This window comes from Kitasatospora sp. NPDC050463, from assembly GCF_040655255.1.
GTDB lineage: Bacteria > Actinomycetota > Actinomycetes > Streptomycetales > Streptomycetaceae > Kitasatospora.
The window spans coordinates 1-20,145 of record NZ_JBFAJO010000110.1 but is presented as its reverse complement, the minus strand read 5'-3'; the positions used below and the strand labels follow the sequence as shown (position 1 = coordinate 20,145).

Sequence of the window (20,145 nt, the reverse complement as noted above, 5' to 3'; positions counted from 1 at the left end):
CGACGTGCTGTGGGCGATGCTGCGTGACAAGAGGCTGTTCACCTCCGCCCCGCCGGTCACGCAGACGGCTTGACACGGTCATTGAGATTCCTTCCCCTTTTCGTCACTGCGACGATATTCCTGGTCCCTCAATCTCGTCAAGATGACGAAAAGGGGTGCCGGTGGTCGGACCGGCGTTCGCCCCGGCCGTCGTGGGAGGATCGCCGGGTGCTGAGGATGCGAACGAAGACGCGCCACCGGCGCCGTCGTGGGGCGGCCCGCGCCTCGGCGGCGCTGCTCGCGGCCACCTGGACGACCGCCGCCGCCCTCGGGACCGTCGCGGTCGGGGCCCCGACCGCCCGAGCGGCCGACGGCGCCGCCGGACAGGCGTTCACCATCTCCGATCCGCGCATCACCGAGTCCAGCGGCCTCGCCGCCAGCCTCGCCCACCCCGGCGTCTACTGGACGCACAACGACAGCGACGACGGTCCGTACGTCTACGCGGTCGACTCGCAGGGCCGCACCGTCGCCACCGTCACGTTGCGCGGCGTCGAGCCGCGCGACGTGGAGGCGATCTCGATCGGGCCGGACGGCCGGGTCTACGTCGGGGACATCGGCGACAACCTCGGCGGCAAGTGGCCCGAGGTCTGGATCTACGCCTTCGCCGAGCCCGCCGAACTGCGCGACCAGACCGTGGAGGTGGTCCGCTACCGGGTGCGCTACGAGGACGGCCCGCGCGACGCCGAGGCGCTGATGGTCCACCCGGTCACCGGCCGGGCCTACATCGCCAGCAAGAGGCAGGGGGGCGGCAGCCTCTACCAGGGGCCGGAGAAGCTCTCCGCGGCCGGTGTGAACACCTTCCGCCGGATCGGCGACGTCCCGTGGGTGACCGACGGCGCCTTCTCCCCGGACGGCACCCGGCTCGTCCTGCGCGGTTACTTCGCCGCCACCCTGTACCGCTGGCAGGACGGCGCCCCCGCCGAACTCGGCTCGCTCTCCGCGCCCTTGCAGCGGCAGGGCGAATCGGTCACCTTCACCGCGGACGGCCGGGCGCTGCTCTACGGCAGCGAGGGCAAGGACAGCCCGGTCTGGCGGTCGCCGCTCGACGACGGCCAACTCCCGGACACGGTCGAACCGCTGCCCTCCGCGGCGCCGTCCTCCGGTGCGGCCGCGCCGCCGTCCGGGTCCGCGGCCCCGGGCGGGTCCGCCGGCTCGTCCTCGTCCTCCTCATCCTCCTCGTCCGACGGGCCGTCGGACCGCGCGCTGGGCGTGCTCTTCGTACTCGCAGTCGTGGGGGCCGTGTTCGGCCTGCGGAAGAAGCGCCGCGCGGGCTGACGGGTCGGCCGACCCGGAGCCGACGGCTCCGTACGCCGGTGCGAGAGGCCGACCGGTGCGAGAGGCCGACCGGTGCGAGAGGCCGACCGGGGCGAACGGGCGTGAACGAACGGCCCGTCGGCGACCGGGGTCGCACCCGGAGCGGGTGGCCGGCCGGCTCCGACGAGGTGAATCTGTCGCCGATTTGTGACAAAGCTTGGCCAACACCCGCCCCGTGCAGGGTTTTCGTGGACGTAGTGTTCCGCCTATGTCACGGAAGAGCCGCCGCATCTCCACCCCCGACCCGGGCGACACCTGGGTCCCGCGTTCCCGGCGTCGCGAGAGTCCGCTCGCCCTCGCGGGCCACGCGGTGAAGTTCCTCGGCTACAGCACGCTGGCCGGAGTCCTCCTGGCGGGCGTGGCCCTGCCCGCGGCCGGCGCGCTCGGGTTGACCGCCAAGAACACGGCGGACAGTTTCGACAGCATCCCGGACGACTTCAAGACCCCGCCGCTCAGCCAGGCGTCCCAGGTCTTCGACGCCAAGGGCGGGTTGATCGCCAAGGTCTACGAGCGCGACCGCACCGTCATACCCGCCGACCAGATGTCGCCGCTGATACGCCAGGCCCAGGTGGACATCGAGGACGCTCGCTTCTACGAGCACGGCGCGGTCGACCTCAAGGGTGTGCTCCGGGCCGCCACCAAGAACGCCGAGAGCGGCACCACCGTCCAGGGCGCCTCGACGCTGACCCAGCAGTACGTGAAGAACGTCAACGTCGAGAAGGCCGGCGACGACCAAGCCGCCGTCCTGGAGGCGCAGCGCAAGACGATCGGCCGCAAGATCCAGGAACTCAAGTACGCCATCAAGCTGGAGGAGGATCTGACGAAGGACCAGATCCTCACGAACTACCTGAACATCACCTTCTACGGCCACCAGGCGTACGGCATCCAGGCCGCCTCCCAGCGGTACTTCAGCAAGGACGCCAAGGACCTGACCGTCCCCGAGGCCGCGACACTCGCGGGCCTGGTGCAGAACCCGTCCCAGTACGACCCCAAGCTGCACCCCGTCGCCGCCCAGAAGCGCCGCGACACCGTCATCGACAAGATGGTGGAGAACAAGCACCTCACCGCCGCGCAGGCCAAGGAGGCCAAGGCGGCGCCGCTGGGCCTGAGGTACAAGGACCCGCAGAACGGGTGCATCACCGCCCAGGCGGGCATGGGCTTCTTCTGCGACTACGTCCGCCACGTGGTCAAGCAGGACCCGGTGTTCGGCAAGAGTGCCGCCGAGCGCAAGAAGCTGTGGGACCAGGGCGGCCTGAACATCTACACCACCCTCGACCCGGACAAGCAGGCCGCCGCCCAGAACGCCGTCACCAAGAAGGTCTACGTCACCGACCCGGTCTCGGCGGCGATCACGATGGTCGAGCCGGGCAGTGGCAAGATCCTGGCGATGGCCCAGACCCGCCCCTACGGCCTGGACCCGAACCAGAACCAGACCGTCGTCAACTACAACGTCGACGCGGCGATGGGCGGCGGCAACGGCTTCCAGCCGGGCTCCAACTTCAAGCCGATCGTGGCCGCCGCGGCACTGGAGGCGGGCCTGCCGGCCACCCAGCTCTACCCGTCCCCGCCCCGGATGGACTGGCCGACGATCAAGACGTGCGACGGCACCTGGAAGAACCTGGACAAGGGCAAGAAGGGCGGCTCGATCCCCAACGAGTCGGATAAGGAGGTCGGCCCGTACGACCTGAAGCAGGCGATGGCCCTCTCGGTCAACACCTACTTCGTCCAGATGGAGCAGGAGATCGGCCTCTGCGCGGTCAAGCAGATGGCCAACAAGCTGGGCGTCGCGACCAAGGCCAGCGGCGATCCGCTCCAGGAGCTGCCCGCGCTGGGCCTCGGCACGCAGGAGGTGAGCCCGCTGGTGATGGCCAATGTCTACGCGACCTTCGCCGCCGAGGGCACCTACTGCGCGCCGCTCGCGATCAACAGCATCACCACGGTGGACGGCAAGGACGTGCCGGTCGTCCCCGCGAAGTGCGCCCGGGTGATGTCCGAGGACACTGCCGACGTCATCAACACCGTGCTGCTCGGTGTGACCGAGAAGGGCACCGCGCGCGAGCTCGGGCTGGACGGCGACCGGCAGATCGCCGGCAAGACCGGTACCACCGACGAGAAGAAGTCGGCCTGGTTCAGCGGTTACACGGCGAACCTGGCCGCCTCGGTCTGGCTCGGCGGCCCGGCCAAGGGCGTGCCGATGAAGAACATCAGGATCGGGGGCAGGTACTACGCGGAGATCTTCGGAGCCACCGGCCCGGGCCCGATCTGGCAGCTGGCGATGAACCAGGCGCTGAAGGGCGTGCCGGAGGACACCTTCGACACCGTCTACATCCCGGACCCGCCCAAGCGGGACCCGAGCACGAGCGGGAGCCCGAGCGGCTCCGGCGCCGCGCCGACCGGGACCGCGCCGACCGGTCCCACCCCGACCGGTGGCCGGACGGCGGACCCGGCGCGGACGGCGGACCCGGGCCGACCGCGTTCGACCCAGCCGACCCAGGGCGCCCAGCCGACCCAGCCGCACCAGCCGATCGACCTGCCCCGGCCGCCCGGGCAGGACGGCGGCGACCGGACGGACGGCCCGCGGAGCGACGGCTGACCACGGAGCGACGGCCGACCGCACCGGCTGACGACCGTGCCCCGGACCGCCCTACGGTCCGGGGCACGGTCGGGTCACCGGCGGCGGGCGGTCAGTTGACGCCCTTGGCCGCCCAGAAGTCCTGCCGGGCCAGCACGCTGGTGTCGGTCTGGTCGGTGAAGAAGCCGTCCACGCCCAGCTCGTAGAGGTAACGCGCCCACCCGATGGCGTCGCCGTAGGCGTTCGGGTCGGTGCCGCGGCGGTAGTCCAGCGGCAGGAAGCCGTTCTCGTTGCGCACCGTGTACGGGTGCAGCAGCAGGTCGGCCGCGTGCGCGTCGCGCACCAGCGTGGTCGGCGGCTGGAGCTTGCCGCCCGCGTCCACCGGCGCGATCAGCTGGGTGGTCGGGCCGATGCCGTGGGCGAAGGAGGCGATCCAGCGCAGCCCCGCCGGGGTGACCAGGTCGGCGACCGTGCGCCGGTCCCCGGACAGCACGAAGTCGTACGGCTGGGTGGTCGCGGCGCCCAGCAGCTGGATCCGCGGGTTGTCGACCAGCTTGGCCAGCCGCTGCAGGCTGCTCGGCTCGAAGGACTGCAGGATCGCCCGTCCGTGCCTGCCGGCCAGGCCGGTGCGGCGCAGCTCGTCGGCGAGCCGCTCCTCCAGCGGCAGACCGATCGAGCGGAAGTAGCTCGGGTGCTTGGTCTCCGGGTAGAGCCAGACCTCGCGGCCCAGCTCACGCCCGCGCTTCTTCGCGAAGTCGGCCAGCTCGCGGAAGGTGAGCAGCGGCCAGCGGCCGTCGTACAGGGTGTTGCGCTGACGCTGCTGCGGCAGGCGCTCCTTGGCGCGCAGGGTGCGCAGCTCGGCGAGCGTGAAGTCCTCGGTGAACCAGCCGGTCTGCGCCACGCCGTCGATGGTCTTGGTGGTCTTCCGGTTCGCGAACTCGGGGTGGTCGGCGACGTCGGTGGTCTCCACGATGTTGTTCTCGTGCCGGACCACCAGGTGGCCGTCCTTGGTGGGGACGAGGTCCGGCTCGATGACGTCCGCTCCGAGCTCCAGGGCCAGCTCGTAGGAGCCGAGGGTCTCCTCGGGGCGGTAGCCGGGCGCGCCGCGGTGGCCGATGACCAGCGGGTGCGGCAGCCGGTCCAGGCCGGTCCCGGTCCGGACCGGGGAGCGGGTGCCGGTCGGGCCCGCGGCGGCTCCGCGCTCCTCGGCGGCGTCGGGCCGGTCGTCGGCTGGGGCCGGGGCCGCGAACGCCTCGCCGCCGGTGGCGGCGAACGCGGCCGCGCCCAGGCCGGCGGCACCGGTCGCGCGCAGGAACCGGCGGCGGGAGGAGGCCGTGTCCTCCGCGGGGGCTGCCGGGCTGCTGCCGTCGAGCGGACGGTACGTCATGGGTGCTCCTAGCTCGCACTGGTGTCGGGGCGGTGGTGGTCGTCGCCCGCAGACTAGGAGCAGCGGCGCCCGGCCGGGTGGCGTTCGGGCGAACTGCGGGAGAAGTTCCGACGCTCCTGCGCCCGTCACCGCCGCGGTCAGCACGCGCCCGTACCTGTACCCGTACCCGTATCCGCCGAGTGATCGCAGGTCTGTCCCGGAACCGTGGGGGAGTCGGCCGCCACGCGCCGGGGAGCGGGCGACTGAGTACCGGTACTCATGCGCCGGCCGGACCGCCCGGCGGAGGATGGGAGCATGCCGCACACCGCCCCCGGCGTCCCCGTCGTGCTCTGGCCCGCCGTCGGGTACCTCGCGCTCTACCTGCTGCTCGCCCTCGCCGCCGCCCGCGAACTGCGGGCCCGGGCCGGTCCGGCCGGCGTCCTGCGGCAGTGGACGGTGGCGCTCTGGACGATGCCGGGCTTCTTCCTCGCGACGGTCCTCAGCCCGCTCCGCGACGGCACCGCGGCCCGCTTCCTGTCCGCCACGGCGGCCGGCGCCGCCGGCAACGCGGCGCTGCTCACCCTCACCGCCCACGCGGCCGGGCTGGGCTGACACCGCGGCCCGGGCCGGTGGCGGGCGCCCGCCACCGGCCCGGTGACCAGCTGGCCGAAGCGGTCCCCCCGGTACGCCACCGCCCACGTCAGGACGCGGTCAGGCGGTCTGCCACAGTTCGATCCGGTTGCCCTCGGGATCGGTGACCCAGCCGAACCGGCCGACGCCAGCCATGTCCTGCGTCTCCTCGGCCACGTCCGCTCCCTTGGCGCGCAGTTGCGCGAGCATCGCGTCCAGGTCGCGGACCCGGAAGTTGAGCATCGTCTGCTGGGCGCGGGACCCGAAGTAGTCGGTCTCGGACTCGAACGTCGCGAACACCGTCGGCCCGGCTCCCGGCCGCCACAGGCCGTTCTCGTCGGCGTCCAGGCCCAGGCAGTCGCGGTACCACGCGCTCAGGGCCGCCGGGTCGTCGGCCCGCATGAAGTAGCCACCGATTCCAAGCACACGTTCCATGGCGTCATCCTGCCAGGGCGGCGATCGGGCGGCACGGCACCACACCATCGTCCGCCGCATCCCGCCCCCGATCGCGGGGGCGTGTCGGACCCCCGCCCCGCCGTCAGAGTTCGGCGAGCAGCTTCCGCCCCTGCGGCCAGTCGCCGAGCCCGGAGTCGGAGTTGAGGTGTCCGTAGGCGCCGGGTTCCACGTACCGGGCACCCCACGCCTCGGCGAAGCCGCGGGCGCGCTCGGTGGTGACCCACGGGTCGTCGGTGCTGGAAACCACCAGTGAGGGGAAGGGGAGGCGTTCCCGGGCCACCGGTCGGAAGCCCACGAGTGCGGGGACATCGGCGTTGTCGATGTCGGCGGGCGCGACCAGCAGCGCCCCCCGGACGGCGGCGGTCCGCCCGGCGGGTGCCGAGGCCGCCCAGCGGGCCGCGGCGACGCAGCCGAGGCTGTGCGCCACCAGGACGACCGGCCCGTCGGCCGCCGCGGCGGCGATCGCGGTGTCGAGGGTGGCCACCCAGGCGTCCGGGTCCGGGTGCTCCCAGTCCGCCTGCTGGACACGCCGGAACGCCGCCGGGTCGGACTCCTCCCACCGGCTCTGCCAGTGCGCGGGCCCCGAGTTCTGGTAGCCGGGCAGGACGAGGTAGGTCGTGCGGTCCGACATCGGGCGGACTCCCTTCGGGGGCTGGCTCGGGCACCAGGGATCCTACGCGCCGAGCCGGCGGGGGCGCGGGGGCCGTGGAACCAGCGCGCACGGGGGGTTTCCCCGGCGCGTGACGCCCGTGGTGCGCCTGCTGTGGTGCACCGGTGCGCCGTGTTGCGTCGGTGCAGCCGGTGGGGGAGGTTGTTCCCGGCCCGTGCCGGTCGCCACCGGCCCGGACCGGCACCATGTCTGACGGTCGATCATGTGGAGGGATGTCGGCGATGACATCGAAGATCCTGCTCGTCACCGGTGACGCCGCGGAGTCGCTGGAAGTGTTCTACCCCTACCAGCGGCTGCTGGAGGAGGGCTACGGGGTCGACATCGCGGCGCCCACGAAGAAGAAGCTCCAGTTCGTGGTCCACGACTTCGTCGAGGGCTACGACACCTACACCGAGAAGCCCGGTTACACCTGGCCCGCCGACCTCGCCCTCGCGGACGTCGATCCGGCCGAGTACGTCGCGCTGGTCATCCCGGGCGGCCGCGCCCCCGAGTACCTGCGGAACAACGCGGACGTGAAGCGGATCGTCCGGCACTTCTTCGAGGCCGACAAGCCGGTGGCGCAGATCTGCCACGGCCCGCTGATCACCGCCGCCGCCGGGGTGCTCGCCGGCCGCCGCAGCGCCGCCTACCCGGCGCTGGAGCCCGATGTGGCCGCCGCAGGTGCCGAGTACGTCGACGGCGAAGCGGTCGTCGACGGTGTGGTCGTCTCGGCGCGGGCCTGGCCCGACCACCCGGGCTGGATCCGCGCGTTCATCGAGGTGCTCCGGGTCAAGGCCCCGCTGGCCTGAGTCCGCCACGGTGGGCCTGCGACTTCGGTCGCAGGCCCACCCCCGGGAACCGTCAGGGTTCTGTTCGACCTGAGGGGGAGCGACACGCCGGAAGAAGATCGCACCAGGGGTGGAGCGGGTCCGGACCTGGGGGTGACGCCCGCGTCGGATCCTCCTGCCAGAGTGTCAGTCGGCGCTACCGAGGCGGATGTTGTGACGATCCGCCCGGTCGGAACACGGGAGGGACGGCGGCATGACGGGAACGACGAGGGATCAGGCGGACCGGGCGGGGCGGACGGGTCCGGGGGGCGAGAGGGAGAGGGGCCGGCACCGGCGCGGCCTGGCCGCGAGGGCGGTGGCGGTCGCGCTCGCCGGCGCGGGTCTGGTGGGTGCACTCGCTCCGGTCGCGGGCGCCCAGGGCGCGGCGCCCACGACCACCCGGTCGCCGGCCGGCGACGGCGCGGCCGCCGGGGCCGCCGCCGAGCGGGTGGACCGCACGGCGCTGGACGCGGCCGTGCGTGGCCTGGTGAGCCCGGGCGGGGCCTCGGCCACGCTGGGGCTGGTCGGCGAGCGCGGGCGCCCCGTCTGGAAGGGCGCGGCCGGCACCGCCGACCTCGCCACCGGGGCTCCGGCCGACGCCGACGGCCGGTTCCGGATCGGCAGCGTCACCAAGACCTTCGTCGCGACGGTGGTGCTCCAGCTCGTCGCCGAGCACCGGATCGGCCTGGACGACCCGGTGGAGAGCCGTCTGCCGGGCGTGGTGCCGAACGGCGGGGAGATCACCGTCCGCCAACTGCTGGGCCACACCAGCGGTCTGTTCAACTACACCGAGGATCCGTCCTTCGCCTTCGAGGAGGATTCGGCCGCCCTGCAGCAGTGGCTCGACACCGGCCGCTGGCACCCCTACGCGCCGCAGGAGCTCGTCGACATCGCCACCAAGCACCCGGTGTACTTCCAGCCCGGGCAGGGGTGGCACTACTCCAACACCAACTACATCGTGGTCGGGATGTTGATCGAGCGGATCACCGGCCGCAGCTGGGCCGACGAGGTGCAGCGGCGGATCGTCCGCCCGCTCGGGCTGACCGGCACCTCGATGCCGCTCAACTCGCCCTTCGTGCCGGGCCCGCACGCCCACGGCTACTACAAGCTCGCCACCGGCCCGGCGGACGTCACCCTGCTCGACCCGAGCATGGCAGGTGCGGCGGGCGCCGGCATCTCCACCACGGCCGACCTCGCCCGGTTCGTCTCCGCCCTGCTCGGCGGCCGGCTGCTCGGCCCGGCCCAACTGGCCGAGATGAAGCGGACCTCTCCGCAGAGCGGGCCCGCCGAGTACGGCCTCGGCCTCCAGCGGACGCCGACGGCCTGCGGCGAGTACTGGGGGCACGGTGGCGGAATCCCGGGCTACAGCACCCTGATGTACGGACGGACGGACGGGCGGCGGCAGTTCACGGCCTCGCTGAACCCGTACGACATGTCCGACCTGCCGGCGACCAACACGGCCTACGAGAACCTGGTCGCCGCCGGGCTCTGCGACATCCGCCCGCCGGCCGTCGCCCCGTCGTCGGCCGCCGCCGGTCCGGCGGCCGCGCCCCCGGCGATCGGTGCCTTCGCGACCACCGGCCCGGTCCGCTGACGGACGTGATGCGCTGACGGCCCCGGTCCGGCGGCGGCGCGGCCGGGCGACCGCAGGCTCTCCGCGGGGGCGCCAGGTGATCACGGCAGCGGGGGTGCCATCATGACCGGCACATGATGGGCACGGGTCGTCAGGAGGACGAGACATGGCAGAGCCGCTGATCGCCGCAGTCGGGGGCCGGGTGCCAGGCGTCGATCCGACGGCCTTCGTCGCACCCAACGCGGTCGTGGTGGGGGCGGTCACGGTCGGCGCCGGCGCGAGCCTCTGGTACGGCGCGGTGATCCGGGGCGACGCCGAGTCGATCACGGTCGGTGCGGGCAGCAACATCCAGGACAACTGCACCCTCCACGCGGACCTGGGCTTCCCGCTGGTGATCGGTGAGCGGGTCTCGGTCGGTCACAACGCCGTCCTGCACGGCTGCGTGATCGAGGACGACGTCCTGGTCGGGATGAACTCCACCGTACTGAACGGGGCCCGGATCGGGGCCGGTTCGCTGGTCGCGGCCGGCGCCGTCGTCCCGCAGGGCATGCAGGTTCCGCCGGCCTCCCTGGTCGCCGGCGTCCCGGCCAAGGTCCGGCGCGAGCTGACCGGGGAGGAGCGGGCCGGGATCACCTTCAACGGCGAGGGCTACCGGCTGCTGGCCGAGAGCCACCGGGAGATCGAGCCGGTGAAGCACCCGACGGCCGAGGGCCTGTCCGACGAGTGATCAGCCGGGCGGTTCGCGGCGTCCGGGGATCGCGGAGGCCGGGACCGCCGGAGCACCGACCGGTACGCCCCGCCCGTGAGCCTGGACTCACGGGCGGGGCGTACCGGATCAGGCTGTCAGCACTCGGGAACGGTCGGGACGTGGAAGTTCCAGTTGCCGTCCGTGTAGGCCCCGTACACGTAGGCCGTTCCGTACCAGTAGCCGTAGCTGCCGGAGTACACGGCCTGCACCCGGTACCAGACGTTGCCCTGGTTGTTGATGTTCTCGCCCCGGATCCAGCACCGCATGTCGACCGCGTCCCCGGACCACGAGAACGAGTTCAGGTCGCCGGTGGTCTTGCTCGCCCACGAGTACGGCTGCGAGTAGACGCCCACCCCGTGGTTGGTCGGGTGGTTGTTGAGGTAGTACCACCCGACGGCGGACGCGCTGCCCGTCGACAGGCCGACCCCGCCCGCCGCCAGTGCCAGCACGGCTGCCGCCGCCGCCCCACGCCGCCCGAGCTTGCCGAGGATGCCCTTGCCCATCGCGATTCTCCTTGTCCGACCGGGTGTCCGATCGAGCTCCACACCGCCCCGCGGTCCGGGGTGGTGGAGCCAGCTGACCGGACGGGCCGGGCTGTTCGACAGCGTCTGACGGAAACTGACAACAGCTGACACCGGCCGCTGTCCTGGCCGAACGCCCGTCCCCTGCCGGGGATTCGGCCGATCGCGTATCTACCCGGTCACGCGTCGCTATGATCCGTACGCGACAAGCGACCAGTGGTCGCCGAAGGATCTGACATCTGACAACGGGGGGCACCGTGACAGAGCAGAAGTCCGAACCCGAGGGGGCGTCGCAGGCGGCGCCGACCGCGGCCGAGCGCCTCGCCGCGGACCTGCGCCGGCTGCGGCTGGACGCGGGCCAGCCCTCGTTCCGCATCATGGCGAGGACGGCCGGGTCCATCTCCCACACCACCCTCTACGAGGCGGCCGCCGGCTCACGCCTGCCGTCCTGGCCCACGACCAGGGCTTTCGTCCGGGCCTGTGGCGGTGACGAGGCCGAGTGGCACCGGCGGTGGAATGCCGCGGTGGGCGCGGTGCCCGCCGCCCCCGTGTCCATCGCCCCCGTGCCGAGCCCCGTGCAGACCTCGGTGCAGACCTCGGTGCAGACCTCCATGCCGGGCTCCCTGGTGCCGGCGGCCGCTCCCGTCCCGGGCTTCCGGCCGGTCGAGCCGTCGCCCGCACCGCCCCGGGGCCGCAGCCGACTTCGGGCCTGCGCGCTCAGCCTGCTGCTCGGCGCGGTGCTCGGCGTGGGCGCGGCGCTCGGCCTGCTGACCGGCCACGCGCCGGCCGCCCATTCCGCCGACGCGTCCGCCTGCCCGGCCGTCACCGAGGCCACCCCCCGCCCCGCCCCGGGCCCGCAGCCGGCCACGGGGCACGACGGCGCCGACGGCCCCTCCTGGATCTCCCGGACCGCCTCCGACCAGCAGGCGGACTCCAGCACCGAGGCCGTCCTGCCCGTGCTCGCCCCGGTCGCCCAGGGGGACGCCCTGGTCGTCACGATGACGCTCACCGGCAGCTGTCCCGGGGCGGTCATGGTCACCGACACCCGGGGCGACCGCTTCCAGGTCATCGAGGACGTCACGGACTCGCTGCGGCACCGGGTGCTCATGCTGGCCGCCCTCGGCGCCTCCGCGCTGACCACCGCCGACTCGATCCGGGTGACCTATCCGCGCGCCGGCACGCACCACGTCGCCGTCGACGAGTTCCGCGGCCTCTCCGCCGTCCGGTCCACCGACGGCGCCTCGGGGGACGCCGTCGGGACCGGCTTCGTCACCGTTGCCGGCGCGTGGCCCGCTCGCCGCTGACCGCCTGGCGGGCACGGTCGGCAGCAGCACCGGCACCGGCTGCGCCGGGCTCGACGTGCCCGGGCCGGCCGGCTACGGATACGGCGCGGACGCGGGGTCCGGCACAGGTGCGGGTACCGGCACCGTGCCGGGCCCGAGCGGGACCGGTCGTCGGCGGTCGGCGGCCCAGGCGATCAGCGCGATCACCGCCCCCGAGGCGGCCAGCCCCGAACCGACCAGCGTGGGCGACGTCCAGCCGAGCCCGGCGTCCAGCGCAAGTCCGCCGAAGTAGGCGCCCTGGGCGTTGGCCAGGTTGAACGCGCCCTGCACCGTCGCCGAGGCCAGGGTGGGCGCGTTGCGCGCCTTCTGCAGCACCAGGGTCTGCACGGCCGGGACGATCGCGAATCCGAAGAGCCCGACCAGCATCACCGTCACGGCAGCCGACCACTCGGTGCGGGCGGTCACCCCGAACAGCGCCAGAGTGGCGGCAAGCAGCAGGAAGGCGGCGCAGACGGTCGGACGCAGCGCGCGGTCGGCGGCGAAGCCGCCCAGCACGTTGCCGATCGTCATGCCGACGCCGAAGAGCGCCAGCACCAGCGTCACCGACCCGGTCGCGTAGCCGGAGACCTCGGTGAGCAGCGGGGTGATGTAGCTGTAGCAGGCGAAGAAGCCGCCGCAGCCGAACACCACCGTGGCCAGGGCCAGCCAGAGCTGCCCGCTGCGGAACGCACCGACCTCGTGCCGGAGCCCGGACTGCGCGGGGGAGGGCAGCTGGGGCACCAGTCGCGCGATGGCGACGGTGCCGAGTGCGCCGATGGCGACCACCACCAGCATGGTGGCCCGCCAGCCGAGGTGCTGGCCGAGCAGGGTCGCGGCCGGCACCCCGATGACGTTGGCGACGGTCAGACCGGAGAACATCACGGCGACCGCCCGGGCCCGCCGGTGCGGGGCGACCAGTTCGGCGGCCGCCACCGCCCCGGCGCCGAAGAACGCGCCGTGCGGCAGCCCGGTGATCACCCGGGCCGTGGCCAGCGACCAGAAGTCGGGCGCGATCGCGCAGAGCAGGTTGCCGGTCGTGAACAGACCGGCGAGCGCGACCAGCACCGCCTTGCGGGGCCGTCCGGCCGCGAGGGCGGTGAGCAGCGGGGCGCCGACCACCACGCCGATGGCATAGGCGGAGATCAGCCATCCCGCCTGGGGGATGGAGACATGGAGGTTCTCGGCGACCTGGGGAAGCAGCCCCATCGCGGCGAATTCGGTGGTGCCGATGGCGAACGCGGTGACGGCCAGGGCGACCAGCGCGAGTGGCAAGGGGGGACTCCGGGGTGACACCCGGGCGGGAGCCGGGCAGGGAGGAGACCGGCACGGTCATCGGGCCGGGGAAGACGGGGAGGCGGGGAGGCGGGGAAGACGGAGGAGGACGGCGGAGAACAGCGCGGGGCGAGGGCGGAGAGCAATTCGTTCGTGCGAAATCCTAATCCGATCGGATGACACCACCGGGTGCTGCCCATGGCGGGCCGGTTACAGCCGGGGGTCGCCAGCGGCGCTCCCGCGCGCGAGACTGGGGTCATGTGCCGCAGTATCAAGACGCTGAGACCGCCCGTGACCCCCGAAGCCTCCGACGAGGACTTCCATGCGGCCGCCCTCCAGTACGTGCGGAAGGTGTCGGGGTTCCGCGCCCCGGCGGCGCACAACCGGGAGGCCTTCGACCGCGCCGTGGAGGCCGTCGCCGAGGCCACCGCCCGGTTGCTCGACGAGCTGGAGGTCCGGGGCGCGCCCGCCCGGGCCACGAAGGCCGCCGCCTGACCCGGCGGCGGGCAGCCGCCGACCGGGTCGGTCCGGCGCAGACCGACCGGGACAGCACCGACTGGGACAGCGCCAATAGCGCCAATAGCGCCAATAGCGCCAACAGGGACAGCAGGGACAACAGGGACAGCTGGGACCAGGGGGGACGAGGAGACCGGTGATGAACCCCGCGAACCGCTACGCACTGACCTTCCCGGGCACCCCCGGCGCCCAGGCTCCGCAGGACGTCGTCGTGGTCTCCCGCACCAGCGCGACCGGCCCCGGCGGCCACCCCGTCTACGAGGACGCCACCGGCATCGTCCGGGCCGAGATCAGCGACGCGGGCGAGGTCCGGATGCTCGCCAGCGGAGGCCACCAGTCCCCGCACTTCCCGGTGCACGCCGAGCCGCTGCCGTAGGGCACCGGCCCGCCGCCGACCGCCTGACGGCACCGCCCGGCCGCACCGCTCCCGCCCCCGGGCCGGGCGGTTCGCCCGGCCGGCCCTCGGGCAGAATCGGCGCATGACCACAGCGAGCTGGCAGGGCACGGTCATCGCACAGAGCGATGACACCACCGTCGTCGAGGGCAACCACTACTTCCCGGCCGAATCCGTGCGCACGGAGTACCTGCGCCCGTCCGACACCACCACCGTCTGCGGGTGGAAGGGCACCGCCGCGTACTACACGCTGGACGTCGGCGGGCAGCGCAACCCCGATGCGGCCTGGTACTACGACGACCCGAAGCCGGAGGCGGAGCACGTCCGCGGCCGGGTGGCGTTCTGGCGCGGGGTGGAGATCACCGAGTAGCGCGTACCACCGGGGCTCACCGGGTACCCGCAGAGCATGGCAATCTTCAGGAAACGGGGCGGCTCGGGGCCGCCGGACGCCGGCCCCGAGCAGGTCGCCGAGGAACTGGCCGAACTCGTCGAGGAACTGGAACGGCCCGTCGCCGTCGAGGGCGGGCCCGCCCGACAGATCGCCGAGTACCGGACGGGCGGCCGGAGTCGGGCCACCGCCCTGCTCGGCTCGATCTCCCGCCGGCTCGGCAGCGGCGGGCTGGCCGCCGCGAAGGGCGCCGCCCACGGGGGCCGGGTCCTCGCGGACCAGCTGATGCGCGCGGCGCCGCGCATCCCGGTACGGGACCTGTCCACCCTGCGCGCCCAGCACCCCGACGCGGCCGACGCCGAGCGGCTGGCCGACCTGCTGGTCACCGGAGCCAGCCGGGCCTCCGGCGCGCTCGGCGCGGGCGTCGGCGCCACGGCGATGCTCCCCGTGCCGCCGGCGATGATGGTGGAGATCGCCGCCGAGACCCTCGCCGTGGCGGCCGTGGAGATCAAGCTGATCGCCGAACTGCACGAGGTGTACGGCCTCGCCGCGCAGGGCACGACCACCCAGCGGGCGTCCGCCTACGTTGCCGCGTGGGCCAACCGCCGGGGCATCGACGCGACGCTGCTGGTGAAGCCGGCCGGCTTCGCCGCGATGGCGCTGGGCGCCGAGGTCCGCCAGCAGGTCCGCAAGCGGCTCACCCGCAGTACGCTGCGCCGCCTGCCGTCGCTGATCCCCATGCTGGTCGGTGCGGGCATCGGTGCCACCGTCAACCGGCGCGACACCCACAAGCTCGCCCGTGAGGTCCGGGAGGACCTCCGGCGCCGGTACGCGGCGGACGGCGCGTACTGGACCGCCGCGGCGCCACCCCTGTCGGGCGAGCCGAGCCCCTGAGGTCCCGTACACCCGGCATCCACCGCCCAGTTCCCGGCGTCGCCGCAGCTCCCGGAGTGGTCGTGGTTCCCGGCGTCGACCCGCTCCCGGACACGCAGGACCGACCGCCCGGCGGTGCCGGGCGGTCGGGGAGTGGAACCCCGAAGTGCAGGGCTCAGATGCCGGGCGCCTGCGGGGCGCCGCCCCCGCGTCCGCCCTTCACGGTGTTGACCATCGCCTGGTGGATCGCCCGCGCCGTGATCTCGTCCGCCGCCGGCACCGGGCTGCCGGCCACGGTGTACCAGTCCAGAGCCCCGGTGTACTGCACGGTCAGCCGGGCCTCGCCGTCCACCCAGGTGGTGTGCACGGTGAGGTCGCCGGAGATCGGGCCGACCTCGGCGGTGGTGACTCCGCCCGGTCCGCTGATGATCGACTGGGTGGTCCAGGTGGCCCAGGACGCCCTGGGATCCCCGGGCGTCTCCATCGCTCGACCGCCCTGCGCCGCTGGTCCGCTCTGCTGCTGCTCGCTCATGCGCCCATCCTTCCCCGCCGGGCCGCCGCCGAGCGGGCAGCGACACCTGCGGTCGCGGAGGCCGCCCGGGCAGCGGGCGGCCTCGTGGGAATCCTTCGTCCTGGACGGTCAGTTGTACGCCTCGGGCTCCTCCAGGGGCTCGCCCTCCGCCTGCGAGGTGTCCTGCGCGTGCTGGTTCTGCATCGAGGTGATGCCCTCCTCGGGGTCGGCCGCGCGGACGTCCTCCTCCCGATCGACGCTCACCTCGGACCGTGCGCTCATATCGGTCATCGCGGGCTCCGTCTCCTCGGCCGGCCGGGGCCGCCCGAGGGCGCCACGGTGTGCCGTGGCGCGGGTCGGCCGCCGGACCGGGCTCCTGTCTCGCCCTTCCAGCCTGCCTCGGTGCCCGCCCCACGGCCAACCGAACCCGAGGGCCTTTCGCGCCGCGGCCGACCGGGCGGGTCGGGCCCGGCGGTGCCCGCCTGTGTCACCACTCCTGCCCGGCCACGCCCGTGCCATGCCTGCGCCGGACCGCGAACCGCTCCGGCGGCCGGTCTCACCACGCGACCGGCAGCGCCTCCAGACCGTAGATGAACGCGTCGGTGCGGAAGACCGGCTCGCTCTCCGGCTCCGCGAGCCGCAGCCCGGGCAGCCGCCGGAAGAGCGTGGCCAGGGCGATCTGCAGTTCCGCCCGGGCCAGCGGCTGGCCCAGGCACTGGTGCACCCCGAAGCCGAACGCGAGGTGGCGCCGCGCGTCCCGGTCCACGTCCAGCTCGTCGGCGGGGAGGTGGCCGGGCGCGGCGAACAGCTCCTCGTCCCGGTTGGCGGTGGAGAGCATGGCGATCACCCCGTCGCCGGCCCGGATCGGGACGCCGCCCAGCTCGACGTCCTCCACGGCCAGCCGCGGCAGGCCCATGTGGACGATGGTGAGGTGGCGCAGCAGCTCCTCGACCGCGCCGGGGACGGCCGCCGGGTCGGCCAGCCGCGCGGCCTGCTCCGGGTGGCGCAGCAGCAGGAGGGTGGAGAGCGCGATCATGTTGGCGGTGGTCTCGTGACCGGCGACCAGCAGCAGCATGCCGGTCGCGGCGATCTCCCGGAGGCTGAGGTCGTCGCGGGCGGCGAGCCGGCTGAGGATGTCGTCGCCGGGGCGGCGGCGCTTCTGCGCGGCGAGGCCGCCCAGGTAGTCGAGCAGCTCGGTCTGGGCCCGCCGCACCTCCGGCTGCGACGACGTGGTGCTGATCAGGAGGCGGCTGAGGTCCTGGAACATCTGCCGGTCCTCGTACGGGACGCCGAGCAGCAGGCAGATCACCAGGGAGGGCACCGGCAGCGCGAAGCCGCTCACCAGGTCGGCGGGGCCGCCGGACGCGGTCATCCGGTCGAGGGCCTCGTCGACGATCTGCTGGACCTCCGGGCGCATCGCCTCGACCCGCTTGACCAGGAAGTCCCCGGTGACCATGCGGCGCAGCCGGGAGTGCTCGGGGTCGTCGAGGCGCAGGAAGTTGGGGTTGGCGGCGGCGATCGCGCGCCGTCCGGGGGAGAAGGACGGGAACTCGGGACGCCGGATGTCGGCGCTGAAGCGGCGGTCGGAGAGCAGCGAGCGGACTTCGTGGTAACCGGTCACCAGCCAGCAGGAGGAGCCGTCCAGCAGCTCGGCACGGGTGACGGAGCCCTCGCGGGCGGCTTCGGTGTAGGCGGGCGGCGGGCTGAACGGGCAGCCGCCGTCGTGCGGGGCGGGCAGCAGCGGGGCGGGGGCGGTGGGCGTGCTCGTCAAGGTGGGGTCTCCTCGCGTGGCGGAACGACAGGCGGCAGGCGGCAGGCGGCAACCGGTGATCGGCGACCGGGCGCCGGCGCCGGCCGGGTGGTGGGCGCGATCCCTGGGGTCGGACAGGCCTGAACCCTGCCTAGACGGTCGTGGGGCCCGTCTGCTCGCCGTCCCTGTCCGAGGCGTCCTCGGCGACGGTGATCGCGCCGCCCGGGCAGAGTTCGGAGGCCAGCCGCACGTCGGCGAACCGCACCGGCGGCAGGACGGTCACGCGGAGCCTCACCAGCCCGTCGTGGTCGTCCTGTTCGAAGACCTCCGGCGCCGTGACGACGCACTGGCCGGAGCTGCAGCAGCGGTCCTGGTCGATGCTCACCTGCATGTACGGACACCTCTCAGTGGTGTGGCACCGGATCGCCCGGGCCGGTCGCCCCCCGCTGTCCTTGTCAACCTAGCCGTCGCTCTGTCGCACACGAAGGGTGCGCCGCCACACTCGCGCAGATTGGCCGATTCCGCTCGTCGCCAGAACAAAGCTGTGGCAAAGGGTGTTTGACCGCCCGTCAGTACTCCTCGGGTGCCGGTCCGAGCCCCTCCGCCGCGGCGATCTCCCGGACCGTCGCCACGGTGTCCGCCTCCTCCGCGCTCTTGTCGGGCCGGTAGCGGAGCACCCGGGCGAACCGGAGGGCCAGCCCGGCGGGATAGCGGGAGCTGCGCTGAACACCGTCGAAGGCGATCTCCACGACGAGTTCCGGCCGTACCCGCACGGTGTACGAGTCGCGTTCGACCTCCCGGGCGAGGAGGTCCGTGGTCTGGCGGGCGAGCGTCTCGTCGGTCAGCCCCTTGAAGGTCTTGCCGAGCATCACCCAGGGCCCGAGGCCGGGTTCGCCCGCCGCCCGGGCGCCGAGGTGGAGGTTGCTGAGGAAGCCGCGCCGTCGGCCGCTGCCCCACTCGGCGGCCAGCACCACGAGGTCCAGGGTGTGCCGCGGCTTGACCTTGATCCACCCGGCGCCGCGCCGGCCGGCCGCGTAGCCGGCCGCCGGATCCTTGGCCAGCACGCCCTCGTGGCCCAGCGCCAGGGTGTCCCGGAAGAAGGCCAGTGCCTCCTCGCGGTCCGCCGTCCCGGAGCGCGCCACCCGCAGTGCGGCCGGCGCGGACTCGTCCAGGGCGGCCCAGCGTTCCCGGCCCGGGCGGTCCACGAAGTCCGTTCCGTCGCGGTGCAGCAGGTCGAAGAAGTAGGCGTTGAGCGGCACTTCGCTGCGCAGCCGCGCCGGATCCTGCCGGGAGGCGGTCCGCGCGGCGGTCTCCTGGAACGGGCGGGGTCGGCCGTCGGGGCCGAGCGCGATCGCCTCGCCGTCCAGCACCGCCGAACGGACCGGCAGGGTCAGGGCCGCCTCGACCACCTCGGGCACCCGGGCGGTGATGTCGTCCAGGCTCCGGGTGAACACCGCCACGTCGTCGCCGTCCCGGTGCACCTGGATCCGGATGCCGTCCAGCTTCCACTCCAGCGCGGCCGGGCCGATCCGGTCGAGTGCCGAGCCGACGTCCGGTGCCGAGGCGGCCAGCATCGGCCGGACGGGACGGCCGACCTCGAGCCGGAACGCCGCCAGCGCGGGCAGGCCGCCGGTCAGTGCCGCCTCGGCGACCGCGCGGGCCGAGCCCCGGAACATCAGCGCCCGCCGCACTGCCGCCGGTGGGACGGCGGCGGCCTGGGCGACCGCGTCGGCGACCACCGCGTCCAGCGCGCCCTGGCGCAGCTCGCCGACCAGCACCGCCCGCAGGAACGCCTGCTCGACATCGGTGGCCCGCTCGAACAGCTCGGTCAGCAGCCGCTGCCGCTCGGCCCGGGCGCCCGGGCCGTGCACCCCGGCGATGGCCTCCAGGGCCAGTTCGGCGTCCCGGACGCCCCACGAGGGTTCGGCGGCGGCGGGCGGCAGGTCGCGCAGGGCGGCCGGTCCGATGCCGGTGCGCAGCCGGTGGGACTCGCCGGAGAGCAGGGCCACCGCCGCCGGGGCCTCGGCCGGGCCGAGTTCGCGCAGGCAGTCCGCCAGGAGCGTGGTCTTGGCCCGGCGGCCGGACTCGCCCGCCACGGCGCGGGAGGTCAGGGCCAGGTGCCTGAGCAGCATGGGGGCTCCTCGGAGGGGCTCGGACCGGGCTCGGAAGGGGGCCGGCGGCCGGGCGCCCGGGGAGGCTCCAGCATCGGCGACGCGGCCCGCCCCGGATCGCAGGACACGCCCCGGGGCGGCGGGCGGCCCGGGGCTCGGAGGGCGTCGGAACGGACACCGGCGACCCGGGGTCGGCGGCCGACCCCGGGTCGGCTGCGCAACACGGCCGCACGGGGCGGCGGCGTCCTGGCCGCCGACGGCAGCGTGGACAACGACGCGACGCTGGAGCGCTACGCCGAGATGGCCCGGGGGC

21 protein-coding genes and 1 pseudogene are annotated in these 20,145 nt (G+C 73.9%); 12 read left to right on the top strand and 10 right to left on the bottom strand.

What is annotated here, in order from left to right:
* Positions 1-216 precede the first annotated feature (216 nt).
* Positions 217-1,314, top strand: coding sequence for a hypothetical protein (locus tag AB0J08_RS37955; RefSeq protein WP_360643501.1), 1,098 nt, complete (start codon positions 217-219; stop codon positions 1,312-1,314).
* 247 nt (positions 1,315-1,561) lie between these two features.
* Positions 1,562-3,946: a transglycosylase domain-containing protein gene (locus AB0J08_RS37950; RefSeq protein WP_360643498.1), complete on the top strand. Its 2,385-nt coding sequence runs from the start codon at positions 1,562-1,564 to the stop codon at positions 3,944-3,946.
* Positions 3,947-4,037: 91 nt separating this feature from the next.
* On the opposite strand, the gene AB0J08_RS37945 is transcribed toward AB0J08_RS37950, so the two are convergent.
* The gene (locus AB0J08_RS37945; RefSeq protein WP_360643495.1) at positions 4,038-5,312 is read right to left on the bottom strand and encodes a glycerophosphodiester phosphodiesterase; all 1,275 of its coding nucleotides are present in this window, start codon (positions 5,310-5,312) and stop codon (positions 4,038-4,040) included.
* Between the two features lie 294 nt (positions 5,313-5,606).
* Here AB0J08_RS37945 and AB0J08_RS37940 point away from each other — a divergent pair, with 294 nt between their 5' ends.
* Positions 5,607-5,903 carry a hypothetical protein gene (locus AB0J08_RS37940; protein ID WP_360643492.1) on the top strand — a complete coding sequence of 99 codons (297 nt, stop codon included), beginning with the start codon at positions 5,607-5,609 and terminating at the stop codon, positions 5,901-5,903.
* 99 nt (positions 5,904-6,002) lie between these two features.
* Here AB0J08_RS37940 and AB0J08_RS37935 read toward each other — a convergent pair whose 3' ends face one another.
* Positions 6,003-6,356, bottom strand: a complete 354-nt coding sequence (locus tag AB0J08_RS37935) for a VOC family protein (RefSeq protein WP_360643489.1) — start codon at positions 6,354-6,356, stop codon at positions 6,003-6,005.
* Between the two features lie 103 nt (positions 6,357-6,459).
* Complete coding sequence (locus AB0J08_RS37930) at positions 6,460-7,008, bottom strand: alpha/beta hydrolase (protein ID WP_360643486.1); 549 nt, start codon at positions 7,006-7,008, stop codon at positions 6,460-6,462.
* 260 nt (positions 7,009-7,268) lie between these two features.
* Between AB0J08_RS37930 and AB0J08_RS37925 the strand changes: the two genes are divergently transcribed.
* The 3 genes from AB0J08_RS37925 to AB0J08_RS37915 all read left to right on the top strand — a co-directional run bounded on the left by AB0J08_RS37925 (position 7,269) and on the right by AB0J08_RS37915 (position 10,153).
* Positions 7,269-7,835, top strand: coding sequence for a DJ-1/PfpI family protein (locus AB0J08_RS37925; RefSeq protein WP_360643483.1), 567 nt, complete (start codon positions 7,269-7,271; stop codon positions 7,833-7,835).
* Between the two features lie 232 nt (positions 7,836-8,067).
* The gene (locus AB0J08_RS37920; RefSeq protein WP_360643480.1) at positions 8,068-9,447 is read left to right on the top strand and encodes a serine hydrolase domain-containing protein; all 1,380 of its coding nucleotides are present in this window, start codon (positions 8,068-8,070) and stop codon (positions 9,445-9,447) included.
* Positions 9,448-9,592: 145 nt separating this feature from the next.
* A complete protein-coding gene (locus AB0J08_RS37915; RefSeq protein ID WP_360643477.1) occupies positions 9,593-10,153 on the top strand; it encodes a gamma carbonic anhydrase family protein in 561 nt (186 codons plus the stop codon).
* Between the two features lie 116 nt (positions 10,154-10,269).
* On the opposite strand, the gene AB0J08_RS37910 is transcribed toward AB0J08_RS37915, so the two are convergent.
* A complete protein-coding gene (locus AB0J08_RS37910) occupies positions 10,270-10,677 on the bottom strand; it encodes a hypothetical protein (RefSeq protein WP_360643474.1) in 408 nt (135 codons plus the stop codon).
* Between the two features lie 275 nt (positions 10,678-10,952).
* Here AB0J08_RS37910 and AB0J08_RS37905 point away from each other — a divergent pair, with 275 nt between their 5' ends.
* Positions 10,953-11,999 carry a hypothetical protein gene (locus AB0J08_RS37905; RefSeq protein ID WP_360643471.1) on the top strand — a complete coding sequence of 349 codons (1,047 nt, stop codon included), beginning with the start codon at positions 10,953-10,955 and terminating at the stop codon, positions 11,997-11,999.
* 72 nt (positions 12,000-12,071) lie between these two features.
* Here the strand turns inward: AB0J08_RS37905 and AB0J08_RS37900 are convergent, their stop codons facing one another.
* Entirely contained in the window at positions 12,072-13,289 is a 1,218-nt protein-coding gene (locus AB0J08_RS37900) for an MFS transporter (RefSeq protein ID WP_360643468.1), read from the bottom strand.
* Positions 13,290-13,547: 258 nt separating this feature from the next.
* Between AB0J08_RS37900 and AB0J08_RS37895 the strand changes: the two genes are divergently transcribed.
* The 4 genes from AB0J08_RS37895 to AB0J08_RS37880 all read left to right on the top strand — a co-directional run bounded on the left by AB0J08_RS37895 (position 13,548) and on the right by AB0J08_RS37880 (position 15,481).
* Positions 13,548-13,784: a DUF2277 domain-containing protein gene (locus AB0J08_RS37895; protein WP_360643465.1), complete on the top strand. Its 237-nt coding sequence runs from the start codon at positions 13,548-13,550 to the stop codon at positions 13,782-13,784.
* Positions 13,785-13,944: 160 nt separating this feature from the next.
* Entirely contained in the window at positions 13,945-14,181 is a 237-nt protein-coding gene (locus AB0J08_RS37890; protein ID WP_360643462.1) for a DUF6296 family protein, read from the top strand.
* A gap of 103 nt (positions 14,182-14,284) precedes the next feature.
* Complete coding sequence (locus AB0J08_RS37885; RefSeq protein ID WP_360643460.1) at positions 14,285-14,569, top strand: DUF427 domain-containing protein; 285 nt, start codon at positions 14,285-14,287, stop codon at positions 14,567-14,569.
* 36 nt (positions 14,570-14,605) lie between these two features.
* Complete coding sequence (locus tag AB0J08_RS37880; RefSeq protein WP_360643457.1) at positions 14,606-15,481, top strand: hypothetical protein; 876 nt, start codon at positions 14,606-14,608, stop codon at positions 15,479-15,481.
* Positions 15,482-15,635: 154 nt separating this feature from the next.
* Here the strand turns inward: AB0J08_RS37880 and AB0J08_RS37875 are convergent, their stop codons facing one another.
* The 5 genes from AB0J08_RS37875 to AB0J08_RS37855 all read right to left on the bottom strand — a co-directional run bounded on the left by AB0J08_RS37875 (position 15,636) and on the right by AB0J08_RS37855 (position 19,853).
* Positions 15,636-15,944 (bottom strand): hypothetical protein, encoded by a 309-nt coding sequence (locus AB0J08_RS37875; RefSeq protein WP_360643504.1) that lies wholly within the window; start codon positions 15,942-15,944, stop codon positions 15,636-15,638.
* A 156-nt stretch (positions 15,945-16,100) separates the two neighbouring features.
* Entirely contained in the window at positions 16,101-16,262 is a 162-nt protein-coding gene (locus AB0J08_RS37870; RefSeq protein ID WP_360643454.1) for a hypothetical protein, read from the bottom strand.
* Between the two features lie 265 nt (positions 16,263-16,527).
* Positions 16,528-17,742: a cytochrome P450 gene (locus AB0J08_RS37865; protein WP_360643451.1), complete on the bottom strand. Its 1,215-nt coding sequence runs from the start codon at positions 17,740-17,742 to the stop codon at positions 16,528-16,530.
* Between the two features lie 130 nt (positions 17,743-17,872).
* Entirely contained in the window at positions 17,873-18,112 is a 240-nt protein-coding gene (locus AB0J08_RS37860) for a ferredoxin (protein WP_360643449.1), read from the bottom strand.
* A 178-nt stretch (positions 18,113-18,290) separates the two neighbouring features.
* Entirely contained in the window at positions 18,291-19,853 is a 1,563-nt protein-coding gene (locus AB0J08_RS37855; RefSeq protein WP_360643446.1) for an ATP-dependent DNA ligase, read from the bottom strand.
* Between AB0J08_RS37855 and AB0J08_RS37850 the strand changes: the two are divergent.
* Positions 19,839-20,145: pseudogene (locus tag AB0J08_RS37850) on the top strand (hypothetical protein); the annotation flags it as partial. The gene AB0J08_RS37855 and the pseudogene AB0J08_RS37850 overlap by 15 nt on opposite strands.